This is a genomic window from Mesorhizobium sp. M4B.F.Ca.ET.143.01.1.1, from assembly GCF_004792275.1.
GTDB lineage: Bacteria > Pseudomonadota > Alphaproteobacteria > Rhizobiales > Rhizobiaceae > Mesorhizobium > Mesorhizobium abyssinicae.
Window position 1 is genome coordinate 91,482 of the sequence record NZ_SRSR01000013.1, and the last position, 13,565, is coordinate 105,046.

At 65.7% G+C, this 13,565-nt stretch carries 9 protein-coding genes; all 9 read right to left on the minus strand.

The window, feature by feature from the left end:
• Window positions 1–284: 284 nt before the first annotated feature.
• Window positions 285–1,994: an APC family permease gene (locus tag EN786_RS26620; protein ID WP_127282569.1), complete on the minus strand. Its 1,710-nt coding sequence runs from the start codon at window positions 1,992–1,994 to the stop codon at window positions 285–287.
• 250 nt (window positions 1,995–2,244) lie between these two features.
• Window positions 2,245–4,614 carry an aminomethyltransferase family protein gene (locus EN786_RS26625; RefSeq protein WP_127310172.1) on the minus strand — a complete coding sequence of 790 codons (2,370 nt, stop codon included), beginning with the start codon at window positions 4,612–4,614 and terminating at the stop codon, window positions 2,245–2,247.
• A 270-nt stretch (window positions 4,615–4,884) separates the two neighbouring features.
• Entirely contained in the window at window positions 4,885–5,508 is a 624-nt protein-coding gene (locus tag EN786_RS26630) for a sarcosine oxidase subunit gamma family protein (RefSeq protein WP_127310173.1), read from the minus strand.
• On the minus strand, window positions 5,501–8,485 hold the full coding sequence (locus tag EN786_RS26635; RefSeq protein WP_189524307.1) for a sarcosine oxidase subunit alpha: 2,985 nt from the start codon (window positions 8,483–8,485) through the stop codon (window positions 5,501–5,503). Before EN786_RS26635 ends, EN786_RS26630 begins: the two co-directional genes overlap by 8 nt.
• A complete protein-coding gene (locus tag EN786_RS26640) occupies window positions 8,485–8,760 on the minus strand; it encodes a sarcosine oxidase subunit delta (RefSeq protein ID WP_135909046.1) in 276 nt (91 codons plus the stop codon). The genes EN786_RS26635 and EN786_RS26640 overlap by 1 nt, the downstream gene beginning before the upstream one ends.
• Before the next feature lie 16 nt (window positions 8,761–8,776).
• Window positions 8,777–10,030, minus strand: coding sequence for a sarcosine oxidase subunit beta family protein (locus EN786_RS26645; protein ID WP_127310175.1), 1,254 nt, complete (start codon window positions 10,028–10,030; stop codon window positions 8,777–8,779).
• A gap of 94 nt (window positions 10,031–10,124) precedes the next feature.
• On the minus strand, window positions 10,125–11,432 hold the full coding sequence (gene glnT / locus EN786_RS26650) for a type III glutamate--ammonia ligase (RefSeq protein ID WP_127282574.1): 1,308 nt from the start codon (window positions 11,430–11,432) through the stop codon (window positions 10,125–10,127).
• A 62-nt stretch (window positions 11,433–11,494) separates the two neighbouring features.
• Window positions 11,495–12,823 carry an FMN-binding glutamate synthase family protein gene (locus EN786_RS26655; RefSeq protein WP_126056046.1) on the minus strand — a complete coding sequence of 443 codons (1,329 nt, stop codon included), beginning with the start codon at window positions 12,821–12,823 and terminating at the stop codon, window positions 11,495–11,497.
• 6 nt (window positions 12,824–12,829) lie between these two features.
• Window positions 12,830–13,561 carry a GXGXG domain-containing protein gene (locus EN786_RS26660; RefSeq protein ID WP_127312243.1) on the minus strand — a complete coding sequence of 244 codons (732 nt, stop codon included), beginning with the start codon at window positions 13,559–13,561 and terminating at the stop codon, window positions 12,830–12,832.
• Window positions 13,562–13,565: the final 4 nt, after the last annotated feature.

Below are 13,565 nucleotides of genomic sequence, written 5' to 3' on the forward strand. Positions count from 1 at the left end.
ACCTCGGATCGTCCGCCATCGCCACGGGTCGATGGCGGACGATCTGCGTCGCGGGCCGGCGCGCTAGAGCAATTCCAGGAAAAGTGTGAAGCGAATTGCAGCGGCGCGGCATCTTCAGGCGCGAGTATGAGGGCTCGACGCTGCGCGAGAATCTCGGCCTGAAGCGGCCGCCGAACCGGTTCTTCGAGGAGACGGCGATCCGCAGGGCGGGCTGACGAGAGGCCGTTGGACAAAAGAGATCGGGCGCGCCGAGGCGCGCCCGATCTTGTTCTCAGGTCGCTGCGTCAGATGACGAACAGCCAGTTGGCGATCAGCATCACCGCCACGCCGGCGATCAGCGTCAGATAGGGCAGGGCGCCCGCCTTCTTGACCTTGAGGTCGGCCGACGTCATGCCGAGATCGGCCAGCATATGGTCGGGGAACTTGCCGCCGTCCTGGATGTAGTGACGGAAGCAGAACACCGGGATGATCAGCGCCGCAGTGATCAGGCCCGCCCACAGCGCCATCGGGTTCCACACCTTGGCGCCGGCGCCCATGAAGACGGCGTTGACATAGGCGAAGATCGCCCCGATGCCGAGCAGCCAGGTCGGCGCCCGCCACGGCCGCGCGATGTGGCCGTTGTCGATGCGGTGGATCCAGCCGGCATTGAGGTTGAGGAAGTTGAAGATGATGTAGCCGCAGTTCGACACGGCGAGGATGAAGAAGAAGCTCGTCGCGTCGGCCGAGGCGATGGCCAGCACGGCCAGGTTGAAGACGAGGTCGGTCCACATCGCCCGCGTCGGCGCGCCATGCTCGTTGACATGGCTGAGATAGCGCGGCAGCCAGCCGTCGACCGAGCCCTGGTAGAGCGTGCGCGAGGAGCCGGCCATCGCCGTCATGATGCAGAGCACCAGCGCCAGGATCATCAGCATGACCAGCAGGCTGTGGATGATCTTGCCGCCGCCGACCATGCCGGCCAGCGCATCGGCGACGCCGGAGCCGTCGACGATCGGCGTCGCCAGCATGCCGTTGAGGCCGAGCACGCCCTGGAAGGTGAACGGCACCAGGATGAACAGCAGCATGCAGAGCAGGCCCGAATAGAAGATCGCCTTGAACGTGTCGGTGCCGGGGTTCTTGAACTCGGACGTGTAGCAGACGGCGGTCTCGAAGCCGTAGGTCGACCAGGCGGCGATGAACATGCCGCCCAGCACCAGTGTCCAGCCGGCGATGTTCCAGGCTCCCGGGTCGGGCGCGTAGGCGGCCGCCAGCGGCACCAGCGGCGAGAAGTTCGCCCAGTTGATCTGGCCGGTGAAGATCGGCACCACGCCGACGATCAGCATCGGGATGATGACCAAAAGGCCGATATATTTCTGCACACTGGCCGTGCCGAGGATGCCGCGATGCTGGATCGAGAAGATCATCAGCATCAGCACCGCGCCGATGAAGAAGGTGGCGTTGAAGGTGAAGGACACCGGACCCAGCGTATGGCCCCAGAGCGACCAGGTGCGGATCGCCGGCGTCGCGGCGGCGGCCACCGCCGCGATGGCATCGGCGGGCGCCGTGCCGGCATGGGCGGCGATATAGGCGACCACTTCCGGCGAGGTCTCGCTGAAGACCGGGATCGGCGCCAGCGCGTTGAGGATGTAGGCGGCGGCGATCGAGCAGCCGAGCGACAGCACCGGCGACCAGGCGAACCAGTTGCACCACACCGACAGCGGCGCGATGAATTTCGAGTAACGCAGCCAGGCGGTGGCGCCGTAGATCGAGGCGCCGCCGGACTTGTTCGGGAACAGACCGGCGATTTCGGCATAGGTGAACGACTGCAGGAAGCCCATGATCATGGACACCGTCCAGATCACGAAAGCCAGGGTTCCGGTCGTGCCGGCAATGCCGCCGATGGAGAACAGGACGAGGGCGGGAACGCCGCTTGCCACCCAAAAGGCGCCACGCCAGTCGATATGCCTGAGCAGCTTGCCTTCCGCAGGCTGCTCAAGGACCGTGCTCATTGTGCTCATATGTATGAATTCCCCTTTTTTGCTGTTCCCCGCCGGTGTGCCTCGGCTGCGCGAAGCTTCCCCCCGGCCTCATTTCGAACGGCTGTAGTGTTTCCACTCAGTCGCATTTTTTTCTTAACAGTGAAGATTGATCCGACGCGCTTTCACGTCAAGCGTTTTGTGGCGCCGTGCACATCACGCTTGCGAAACATGGCACGGACGCCACTGCGGCCGCCATCAAGACGGTCGGATGAGGCCTTGGAGGCGGCCGTCAGGAGCGCGGTTTCGTCTTTTGCGGGTCGTAATGCGCGAAGGCCACGACTCGCGCCGGCAGCCGCTTGGCATGGCCGTCGAGCTTGCCGACCTCGACCTCAGTGCCGATGTCGGCATGGGTGACGTCGAGCCGCGCCAGGGCGATGGTCTTGCCGAGCAGCGGAGAGCGCATGCCGGAGGTGACGACGCCGATCTGGGCGCGGCCGACATGGACGCAGTCGCCGTGGCCGACAGGGATGTTCGCATCGATGTCGAGGCCGACCAGTTTCGTCTGCGGATGTTCCTTGCGCCTTATCAGCGCGTCGCGGCCGATGAAGTCGTCGGTCTTGGTCTTCAGCGGCACGGTGAAGCCGATGCCGGCCTCGAACGGATCGGTCTGGTCGGAGAACTCGTAGCCGGCGAAGATCAGCCCGGCCTCGATGCGCACCATGTCGAGCGCCTGCAGGCCCATCGGCTTCAGCCCATGCGGCTGGCCGGCCTCCCAGATGGCGTCAAACACCTTTTCGGCGTCGCGCGGATGGCACCAGATCTCGTAGCCGAGCTCGCCCGTATAGCCGGTGCGCGAGACGACCACCGGAACGCCGTTGCCGCCGCCGATGCGGGCGACCGCGAAGCGGAACCATTCGAGCTCGCCGATCGAGGGCTGCAGCGGCGAGGTCCAGACGACCTCCTTCAAGATGTCGCGGCTCTTCGGGCCCTGCACGGCGATGTTGTGCATCTGGTCGGTGGACGAGCGCACCAGCGCATTGAGGCCGAGTTTCCTGGCCGTCTCGCGCAGCCATTCGCCGGACAGGTCGTCGCCGCCGACCCAGCGGAAATTGTCCTTGCCGAGCCTCAGCAGCGTGCCGTCGTCGATCATGCCGCCATGCTCGTAGCACATCGCCGAATAGACGACCTGGCCGACGCCGAGCTTCTTGACGTCGCGGGTCAGCGTGTATTGCAGCAGCGCTTCGGAATCCGGTCCTGTCACCTCGAACTTGCGCAGCGGCGACAGGTCCATGATCACCGCCGCCTGCCGGCAGGCCCAGTATTCGGCGATGGCGCCCTCTTTGGCGAAGGAGTTGGCCAGCCAGTAGCCCCTGTACTCGGCGAAGTCGCGCGTGTGCTTGGCAAAGCTCGAATGAAAAGCTGTCTCTCGGGTCATCTTCGGTTCCGAATCGGGCGTCATGCGTCTGGCGATCGCACGCGAGAATTTGTGCTGGCCGGAATAGGTGCGCACATGGATGTCGGTGAGATTCCAGCCATTGGCGGGCGTGGTGTCGTCGGGGCAGGCGGAGGAGACGCAGACGATGTCGGTCAGTGCGCGCAACAGCACATAGTCGCCCGGCCGCGACCATGGCTCGTCCGACACCATGACGCCATGCGCGTCGATTGCCGTGTTGAAGAAGAAGTTGATCGCCATCCAGCCGGCGCGGGGCGTGACGCCCTTGTCCGAAAGCGCCTTGTTGAAATTCTCCGAGCAGTTGGTGTGCCCGGGATAACCAATATCGTCGTAATATTTGGCCGCACAGGCGAGCGCGAAGGCGTCGTGGCGGCCGCAAGTGTCCTGCACCACCTCGACCAGCGGCTCCATGTCCTGGTCGTAATATTTCGAGTGCAGGCCGGGCATCGGATAGGCGGCGCCCATCAGCGTGCGCGTCGTCGTCACGTCGAGCGGCAGGTCGCGGCCCTTGTCCAGCTTGCGCGCCGAAAAACACTGGAAGTCGGTGCACTGGCGGCCGTCGACATCGATGATCTGCAGATAGTCGCCGGCCTTGACGAAATAGGCTTCGGCGGTCGCCGAATGGACCCTGAGATCGAGCACCGGATCGGCGAGCGGATCGGCAAGCCCGGACTTCGCCTTCAGCCGGATCGTCGCGCGGCGCACGATGACGGTGAGCGGCGTCGCGGTGTCGTGGCCGTCGACCAGCATCGGCCCGCCGGGCGCGGCAATCAGGATTGCGCCGTCGCGCTGCAGAACAAAACTTTGCTCGGTGCCGGGGGGCGTCGCGCCGCCGAAGACGCGCACGGCCTTCGGTTGCTCAAGCTGAACTTGGCGGCGTTGCAGGCCGAGACGCAGCGCCGACAAGCTGTCGTCGTCATCCGCCAGCAGCGCCTTGATGCCTGCGGCGTTGCTGTTTGCGGCCTCGCCGAAAATGCCGGGATCGGTGACGCCGTCCTTGCCCCAGGCCAACAGCTCGCAGGCCTGTCCGCCTTCGATATTGCGCACGCTCACCGTATCGCCGGCCTCGACGTCGATCAGCACCGCGCCATTGCCCTGCACGGTGTAGCGCTCCATGCCGGGCGGCAGCGCGATCTGGCCAGGCCTGAGGATCAGGCTCGGCCGGGGCGGCCCGGAGGCGACGGCGGGGTAGGGCGACTGGCTCATCTCGACCCTATGTTTCGAGCAACAAGTTTGCCTGTGTGTGAAATTAGTTTAGCAGCAAGAATAGCAGCGGGGTTGGATTTGGCAAGGTGGAGATGGCGCCGGCTCCTCCTTCTCCCCTTGTGGGAGAAGGTGTCGCCGAAGGCGACGGATGAGGGGTGCGCGAAGGAACGCCAGGGTCTCACTCCGTCGCGCACCCCGCATCCGTCTCGGCGCTAACGCGCCGATCCACCTTCTCCCACAGGGGGAGAAGGAGGGGTGCGCGCACATGCGCTACGCCAGTTCCTCGGAATGGCCGATCGTAACGCCATACTCCGCGGCCGAATCGAGAATGGTGTGCCAGAGACTTTCGGCGAAGGTCGAAAACACCAGCAGGTTGAACACCGCCTGTCCGCCGCGATCACCACCCCGCCACAGCGTGACGCTGGTGTGATCCATCGAGGTCGCAGCCGCCATGCCCACCGCAAACACATCGGGATGCAGATCGATCGACGACAGCTTGGCGAGCATCGCGCGCGCTCTCTGCCCGGATACGCTGATCAACGCCCGCGCATGCGACTGGTCCGAAAGCGATGCCGATCCGGCAAAGACCGAGGCAAGCGCCTCAATCCCGTGCCTGCCGCCTTTCGACAGCACGAAAAACTGATCCGGTCCGGACCAGATCAGCGTCGCGTCGGCGGTGCCGACCGCCTTCGGCGTTTCCGGCGCGGCGACACCGAAGCGGGCCTTCGCGGCCGCGGCCATCTCGGCCGCCTTGCCGCGGCGCGCCATCACCTGGACGAGGTCGAAATTGCGGATCTCGGTCAGCGACAAGCCGGCTTCACCCCGCGCGCCATACGGCCCGGTGACGAGGGTGCGGTCGAGCGGGCTGCGGATATCCCAGGAAAACTCAGCCACGCTGGCGCCCTCCTTCCGGATCGTAGAAGACGGGATTGCAGAGCTCGACATCGTACTGCTCGCCACGCAGCGGGTCGTGCGCGCGCACGATCTCGCCGATGCGCTCGCGGCCGCGTTCGACCAGCCCGAGCCCGATCCACTGGTCGAGTGTCGGCGAGAAGCAGACCGAGGTGACATAGCCCTGGTCGTTGCCGGGGCCGGGGATCTCGCCCTTCGGAATGACATGCGCGCCGGAGCGCAGCCGCCGCGCCTTGTCGGTCGGCTTGATGCCGACGACCACCTGCCGGTCCGGCGCAACCAGCGCCTCGCGCCCGGCCATGACGCGGCCGATAAAATCCTTCTTGGTCGACATCATCTTGCCGAGGCCGAGATCGGCGGCGGTCGTGGTGCCGTTGAGCTCCGGCCCGGCGACATGGCCCTTCTCGACGCGCATCACGCCGAGCGCCTCGGTGCCATAGGGTGTCACGCCGAACGATTTTCCCGCAATCATCAGATTGCGCACCAGCGCCTCGCCGCAACGCGCCGGCACCGAAATCTCGAACGCCATTTCGCCGGAGAAGGAAATGCGGAACAGCCTGGCCTTGATGCCGCCGCGCAAGGCGACTTCGCGCGCGCCCATGAACGGAAAGCCTTCGTTCGACAGGTCTTCCGAGGGATCGACAATTTCGCGAAGCAGGTCACGGGTCTTCGGCCCGGCGATGGAGAACTGCGCCCACTGGTCGGAGACCGAAGACAGCTGCACGTCGAGTTCGGGGAACAGCACCTGGCGGCAGAATTCGAGATGCTGCATCACCAGCCCGGCCTTGGCGGTGGTGGTGGTGAGGAAATAATGATCCTCGGCCAGCCGCGAAGTCGTGCCGTCGTCGTAGACGATGCCGTCTTCGCGCAGCATCAGCCCGTAGCGCGCCTTGCCGACGGCGAGGTTGGAGAACGAGTTGATGTAGACGCGGTCGAGGAAAACGCCGGCGTCGGGACCGTGCACGTCGATCTTGCCCAGCGTCGAGACATCGCAGAAGCCGACGCCGCCGCGCACCGCCTTGACCTCGCGGGTCACCGATTCCAGCCAGTCCTTTTCGCCCGCGCGGGGATACCACTGCGCCCGTTTCCATAAACCGGTGTCGACGAACACCGCGCCCTGTTCCGCCGCCCAGTGATGTGACGGCGTCAGGCGCGTCGCATGGAAGGTCTCGTCGCGATGGTGGCCGGCGAAGGCGCCGATGGCGACCGGCACATAGGGCGGCCGGTAGATCGTCGTGCCGATTTCCGGGATCGACTTGCCTGTGACGGCGGCCATGATGGCGAGGCCGGCAATGTTGGAGGTCTTGCCCTGGTCGGTCGCCATGCCGAGCGTGGTGTAGCGCTTGAGGTGCTCGACCGATTCGAAACCTTCGCGCTGCGCCAGTTCGACGTCGGAAGCGGTGACGTCGTGCTGCTGGTCGACGAAGGCCTTGCCCTTGCCGGGGATGTGCCAGAGCGGGGTGAGCGAGAAGGCCTCGTCGTCGGCGACCGGCGCTGAACCTGCGGTGCCGCCGCGCCCGCTATCGCTTGCGGCAGCGGCGCCGGCCTCAAACCCCTGGCGCAAGCAAGCGCCGAGGCCGAAGGCGCCGTTGGCGGCGCCTACAGCGACCATGCCGGGCGGCGCGCCATCCGGCACGAAGGCGGCGATGTCGTCGCGCCATTTCGGCCGGCCGCGATGATAGGAGGTCAGCCCGACCGAAGGATTCCAGCCGCCGGAAACGGCAAGCCCGTCGGCGTCGACCTCGGCGCGCGCGCCGCCGGTCAGCGAGACGGCGATCTTGCGCACGCCGTCCTTGCCGCCGTCGACGCCGGTAACTGAGCCATTGAGCACCGGGAAGCCGTTCTTCGAAGCAAGCGAGCGATGCTGCGGCGAGACATCCGGCCGCGCATCGATCACCGCCGCGACCTGCAGCCCGGCGGCAATCGCCGTCTCGACCGTGCGCCAGCCGTCCTCGTTGTTGGTGAACAGCGCGACGCGTTTTGCGGGCGTTGCCGCATAGCGGCCGATGTAGCTGCGCATGGCGGAAGCCATCATTACGCCGGGCGTGTCGTTGCCGGCAAAGACGATCGGCCGCTCGATCGCGCCTGCCGCGACAATGCTGCGCTTCGCCACGATCCGCCACAGCCGCTGCCGCACCTGGTGCTCCGGCGGAACTGGCAGATGGTCGTTGACGCGCTCGATCGCGCCATAGGTGCCGCCGTCATAGACGCCGAACAGCGTCGTGCGCGTCATGATGCGGACATCGGGCATCGAGCCAAGCTCGGCCAGCGTGCGGGCAATCCATGCGGCGGCCGGCAGGCCGTCGATCGTTCCGCCGTCAGCAAGCAAGCGGCCGCCCGGGACAAAATCCTCTTCGCACAGGATGACGCGCGCCCCGCTGCGGCCTGCCGCCAAAGCCGCCGCCAGTCCCGCCGGACCGGAGCCGGCGATCAGCACGTCGCAATGCGCCCAGGCCTTGTCATAGTGGTCGGGATCAGCAATGCCAGCGGCGTGGCCGAGACCGGCGGCGCGGCGGATCGCCGGCTCGTAGATCGCTTCCCAGAACTTCGCCGGCCACATGAAGGTCTTGTAGTAGAAGCCGGCGACGAAGATCGGCGCGAACAGCTGGTTGACCGACAGGAAATCGTGGCGCAGCGACGGCCAGCGGTTCTGGCTGGCGGCCTCGAGACCGTCATACAGTTCCGCTGTCGTCGCTTTGGTGTTCGGCTCGCGCCTTGCGCCGCTGCGCAATTCGACCAGCGCGTTCGGCTCTTCCGATCCCGCCGTCAGGATGCCGCGCGGGCGGTGGTACTTGAACGAGCGCCCGACCAGCTTGACGCCATTGGCGACCAGCGCCGAGGCCAGCGTGTCGCCCTGGAAGCCAAGCAGGGTCTTGCCGTCGAAGCGGAAGCTCAGCGGCACCGAGCGGTCGATGAGGCCGCCGTCTGCCAGCCGGTGTGTTTGCGCGTCGCCCACCATCACGCGTCAACCTTTGCCGCACCGACGCCAGCAGCGGGCACGACAGCCGAAATCTCATGCGTCAGCGTGTTGCGGGTGACCTTCAGCCAGGCCCTGCAGCCGCCGCCATGATACCAGTGCTCGCTCATCGGGCCGGCGATGTTGTCGCGCAGGTAGACATAGTCGTAGACGGCGTCTTCGCCCGCGTCCGCCGCCGGCCGTTGCGGCTTGGCGTCGCCGAGATAGGTGAACTCGCCGAGTTCGCGTTCGCCGCAGAAGGGACAGACAATACGCATGATTTCCTGGCCGCCTTCAGTGCAGGTTCGGTTGGGCGCCCTGGCCCTTTTCGTCGATCATGGCGCCGCGCTGGAAGCGATCGAGGCGGAAGCGCGCGGCTTCCCTGTGCGCTTCGTCGCGGGCGATGAGATGGGCAAAGACCAGGCCGGAGCCGGGCGTCGCCTTGAAGCCGCCATAGCACCAGCCGGCATTGAGATAGAGGCCTTCGACAGGGCTCTTGTCGATGATCGGCGTGCCGTCCATCGACATGTCCATGATGCCGCCCCACTGGCGCAGCAGCCTGACGCGGCCGATCATCGGGATCAGCGCCATGCCGCCCTCGCAGACATCCTCCATGACCGGAAGGTTGCCGCGCTGGGCGTAGGAATTGTAGCCGTCGATGTCGCCGCCGAAGACCAGGCCGCCCTTGTCCGACTGGCTGACATAGAAGTGGCCGGCGCCGAAGGTCATGACATTGGGCAGCAGCGGCTTGATCGCCTCGGAGACGAAGGCCTGCAGCACGTGGCTTTCGATCGGCAGGCGCAGGCCCGCCATCGCCGCGACCCGCGATGAGGAGCCGGCGACCGCCATGCCGACCTTGCCGGCGCCGATGCGGCCGCGCGAGGTCTCGACACCGGTCACCTTGCCATTGCCGTCGCGCGTGAAGCCGGTAACCTCGCAGTTCTGGATGATGTCGACGCCAAGCGCGCTGGCCGCATGCGCATAGCCCCACACCACGGCGTCGTGCCGTGCCGTGCCGCCGCGCCGCTGCAAGAGCCCGCCCTGCACAGGAAAGCGCGCATTGTCGAAGTTCAGGAACGGCATCATTTTCCTGACCGCCGCGAGGTCGAGCAATTCGGCGTCGATACCGTTGATGCGCATGGTGTTGCCGCGCCGCGCATAGGCGTCGCGCTGGGCGTCGGAATGGTAGAGGTTGATGACGCCGCGCTGGCTGACCATCGAATTGTAGTTGAGGTCTTGCTCCATCCGCTCCCACAGCTTCATCGACAGCTCGTAGAAGCCGGTATTGCCGGGCAGGCCGTAGTTGGAGCGGATGATCGTGGTGTTGCGGCCGGCATTGCCGGAGCCGATCCAGCCCTTTTCGAGGACGGCGACGTTGCGGATGCCGAACTCGCTGGCGAGGAACCACGCCGTCGCCAGCCCATGGCCGCCGCCGCCGATGATCACCACATCGTAGCGGTCCTTCGGGCTGGCGTCGCGCCAGGTGCGCTGCCAGTTCTTGTGGCCGGAGAGGGCGGCGCGGGCGAGCGAGAAGATCGAATATTTCATAAGGTCATTCCGAGATCGCTCGCGTCGCGCTGGTGGTCTTCCTCAACGCATCGGATTCGTCCGAAAACCGCTTCGCACTATTCGGTCCGATGCTTCAGATATCCAGCGTGTGGTCGCGCTCCCACTGCGTGAAGTGCGAAGCATAGGAATTCCATTCCTGCTGCTTCAGCTTTAGGTAAGCCGACGAGAATTCCTCACCCAGCGCCGTCTTCAGCGATTTGTCATTGTCGAACTCGCGCAGCGCGTCGAGCAGGTTGAGCGGCAATTTCGGCGCGTCCGTCACGGTATGGCCGAACTGGTACATGTCGATGTCGTAGCGTTTGCCCGGGTCGGCCTTGGAGCGGATGCCATCGAGACCAGCGGCGATGATGACGGCTTGCAGCAGATACGGGTTGGCTGCACCGTCGGGCAGGCGCAGTTCGAAACGGCCCGGGCCTGGCACGCGCACCATGTGGGTACGGTTGTTGCCGGTCCAGGTCACCGTGTTCGGTGCCCAGGTCGCGCCCGAAATCGTGCGCGGCGCATTTATGCGCTTGTAGGAATTGACCGTCGGGTTGGTGATGGCCGCAAGCGCCGAAGCATGCTTCATGATGCCGCCAAGGAAGTTCTTGCCCTTGGCCGAGAGGCCGAGCTCCATCGCATTGTCGGCGAAGACATTGGTCTTGCCGGTCTCGTCCCACACCGAGATATGCGCATGGCAGCCATTGCCAGTCAGGCCCTGGAAGGGCTTGGGCATGAAAGTCGCGCGCAGGCCGTGTTTTTCGGCAATCGACTTCACCATGAATTTGAAGAACGAGTGCTTGTCGGCGGTCGCCAGCGCATGGTCGAAGGTCCAGTTCATCTCGAACTGGCCGTTGGCGTCCTCGTGGTCGTTCTGGTACGGGCCCCAGCCCAGCGCCAGCATGTGGTCGCAGATCTCGGCGATGACGTCGTAGCGGCGCATCACCGCCTGCTGGTCGTAGCATGGTTTTGAGGCGGTATCGTATTCGTCGGAGATCGCCTTGCCGTCCGGGGAGATCAGGAAGAACTCGGCCTCGACGCCGGTCTTGACATGCATGCCGTCGCGGGCGGCCTCTTCGATCACCCGCTTCAGCGTATTGCGCGGCGCCTGGCCGACCTCCTTGTCGTCCATGACGCAATTGGCGGCGACCCAGGCGACCTCCGGCTTCCACGGCAACTGGATGACGGAGGCTGGATCCGGCACCGCCAGCATGTCCGGATGCGCCGGGGTGAGATCGAGCCAGGTGGCGAAGCCGGCAAATCCCGCGCCGTCCTTCTGCATGTCGGCGATCGCCTGTGCCGGCACCAGCTTCGCACGCTGCCCGCTAAACAGGTCGGTGTAGGAGATCATGAAATATTTGACGTTTTTCGCCCTTGCGAATTCTGCAAGATCAGTAGTCACACCAGTTCCCCATTTTTTGTCGGCCATGGCCCAAGGCATTTGGGTCTTGGCCCTTCAATTGATTAGAAGCCGTTCTTCCCCGGTATCCAGTTGGTGCCGGCAAGCGGCACGCCCGCCATGGCGGCCGCCTCGATGGTGAGCGCGACGAGATCCTCGGGCTCGAGGTTGTGCAGGCTGTTCTTGCCGCAGGCGCGCGCGATCGTCTGCGCCTCCAGCGTCATCACTTTCAGGTAATTCGCCAGCCGCCGTCCTGCCGCGATCGGGTCGACCCGCTTCATCAGCTCGGGGTCCTGGGTGGTGATGCCGGCCGGGTCGCGGCCTTCATGCCAGTCGTCATAGGCGCCGGCGGTGGAGCCGAGCGCATTGTACTCCGCCTCCCACCGGGGATCGTTGTCGCCCAGCGCAACCAGCGCCGCCGTGCCGATCGACACAGCGTCGACGCCGAGCGCCAGCGCCTTGGCGACGTCAGCGCCGTTGCGGATGCCGCCGGAAACGATCAGCTGCACCTTGCGGTGCATGCCGAGGTCCTGCAGCGCCTGCACCGCCGGCCTGATGCAGGCAAGCGTCGGCTGGCCGACATTTTCGATGAACACTTCCTGCGTCGCGGCGGTGCCGCCCTGCATGCCGTCGACGACGACGACGTCGGCGCCGGCCTTCACCGCGAGCGCGGTGTCGTAGTAGGGGCGGGCGCCGCCGACCTTGACGTAGATCGGCTTTTCCCAGTCGGTGATCTCGCGCAGCTCGAGGATTTTGATCTCGAGGTCGTCGGGCCCGGTCCAGTCGGGATGGCGCGACGCCGAGCGCTGGTCGATGCCCTTTGGCAGCGTGCGCATCTCGGCGACGCGGTCGGAGATCTTCTGGCCGAGCAGCATGCCGCCGCCGCCGGGCTTGGCGCCCTGGCCGACGACCACTTCGATCGCGTCGGCGCGGCGCAGGTCGCGCGGGTTCATGCCGTAGCGTGACGGCAGATACTGATAGACCAACTGCTTGGAATGGCCGCGCTCTTCCTCGGTCATGCCGCCGTCGCCGGTGGTGGTCGAGGTGCCGGACAGCGTCGCGCCGCGTCCCAGCGCCTCCTTGGCGGGGCCGGACAGCGAGCCGAAGCTCATGCCGGCGATGGTGATCGGGATCTTCAGCTCGATCGGCTTCTTGGCGTGGCGCGTGCCCAGCACCACGCTGGTGTCACAGCGCTCGCGATAGCCTTCCAGCGGATAGCGCGAGATCGAGGCGCCGAGGAACAAGAGGTCGTCGAAATGCGGCAGCTTGCGCTTGGCGCCGGCGCCGCGGATGTCATAGATGCCGGTCGCCGCGGCGCGGCGGATTTCGGAGAGCGTGTAATCGTCGAAGGTCGCGGATTTGCGCGGCGTCGTCGGCGGGTTGCGATAGGTCATCTTGCCTCAATACGCGTCGGCGTTGTCGATATTGAAATTGTAGAGCTTGCGCGCCGAGCCGTAGCGCTTGAACTCTGAAGCTTTGACGCCGGTCACGCCGGCGCGGTCGAGCAGGCCTTGCAGGAATTCCAGATGCTCGGGCCGCATCTCCTTGGCGATGCAGTCGGCGCCCAGGCTCTCGACCTTGCCACGCACGAACAGCCGCGCCTCGTAGATGGAATCGCCCAGCGCATCGCCGGCATCGCCCAGGACCACGAGGTTGCCGGACTGCGCCATGAAGGCCGACATGTGGCCGATATTGCCGTGCACGACGATGTCGATGCCCTTCATCGAGATGCCGCAGCGCGACGACGCGTTGCCTTCGATGACCAGCAGGCCGCCGCGGCCGGTGGCGCCGGCATACTGGCTGGCGTCGCCTTTGATCACGATCGAGCCCGACATCATGTTCTCGCCGACGCCGGGGCCGGCCGAGCCATGCACGGTGATGGCGCCGCCGGCATTCATGCCGCCGCAATAGTAGCCGACGCTGCCGCGCACATCGATGGCGACCGGCTGGTCGACGCCGACGGCGACCGAATGGCTGCCCTTGGGGTTGAGCACCTCCCAGGCCGTCTCGTTGGAGCCCGGGGTCAGCTGATGCAGCGCCTGGTTCAGCTCGCGCAGCGACAGTGCGGCAAGGTCGAACACCCTGGCGTGGCTCTGGTCGCGCTGAGCGGTGGATATGTTGGTTGCCGGCATGAAC

Excerpts from the sequence above, each read along its gene's own strand:
- EN786_RS26620 (WP_127282569.1), bottom strand. The coding sequence starts at position 1,994 with ATGAGCACAATGAGCACGGTCCTTGAGCAGCCTGCGGAAGGCAAGCTG.
- EN786_RS26625 (WP_127310172.1), bottom strand. The coding sequence starts at position 4,614 with ATGAGCCAGTCGCCCTACCCCGCCGTCGCCTCCGGGCCGCCCCGGCCG.
- EN786_RS26635 (WP_189524307.1), bottom strand. The coding sequence starts at position 8,485 with ATGGTGGGCGACGCGCAAACACACCGGCTGGCAGACGGCGGCCTCATC.
- EN786_RS26640 (WP_135909046.1), bottom strand. The coding sequence starts at position 8,760 with ATGCGTATTGTCTGTCCCTTCTGCGGCGAACGCGAACTCGGCGAGTTC.
- EN786_RS26645 (WP_127310175.1), bottom strand. The coding sequence starts at position 10,030 with ATGAAATATTCGATCTTCTCGCTCGCCCGCGCCGCCCTCTCCGGCCAC.
- EN786_RS26655 (WP_126056046.1), bottom strand. The coding sequence starts at position 12,823 with ATGACCTATCGCAACCCGCCGACGACGCCGCGCAAATCCGCGACCTTC.
- EN786_RS26660 (WP_127312243.1), bottom strand. The coding sequence starts at position 13,561 with ATGCCGGCAACCAACATATCCACCGCTCAGCGCGACCAGAGCCACGCC.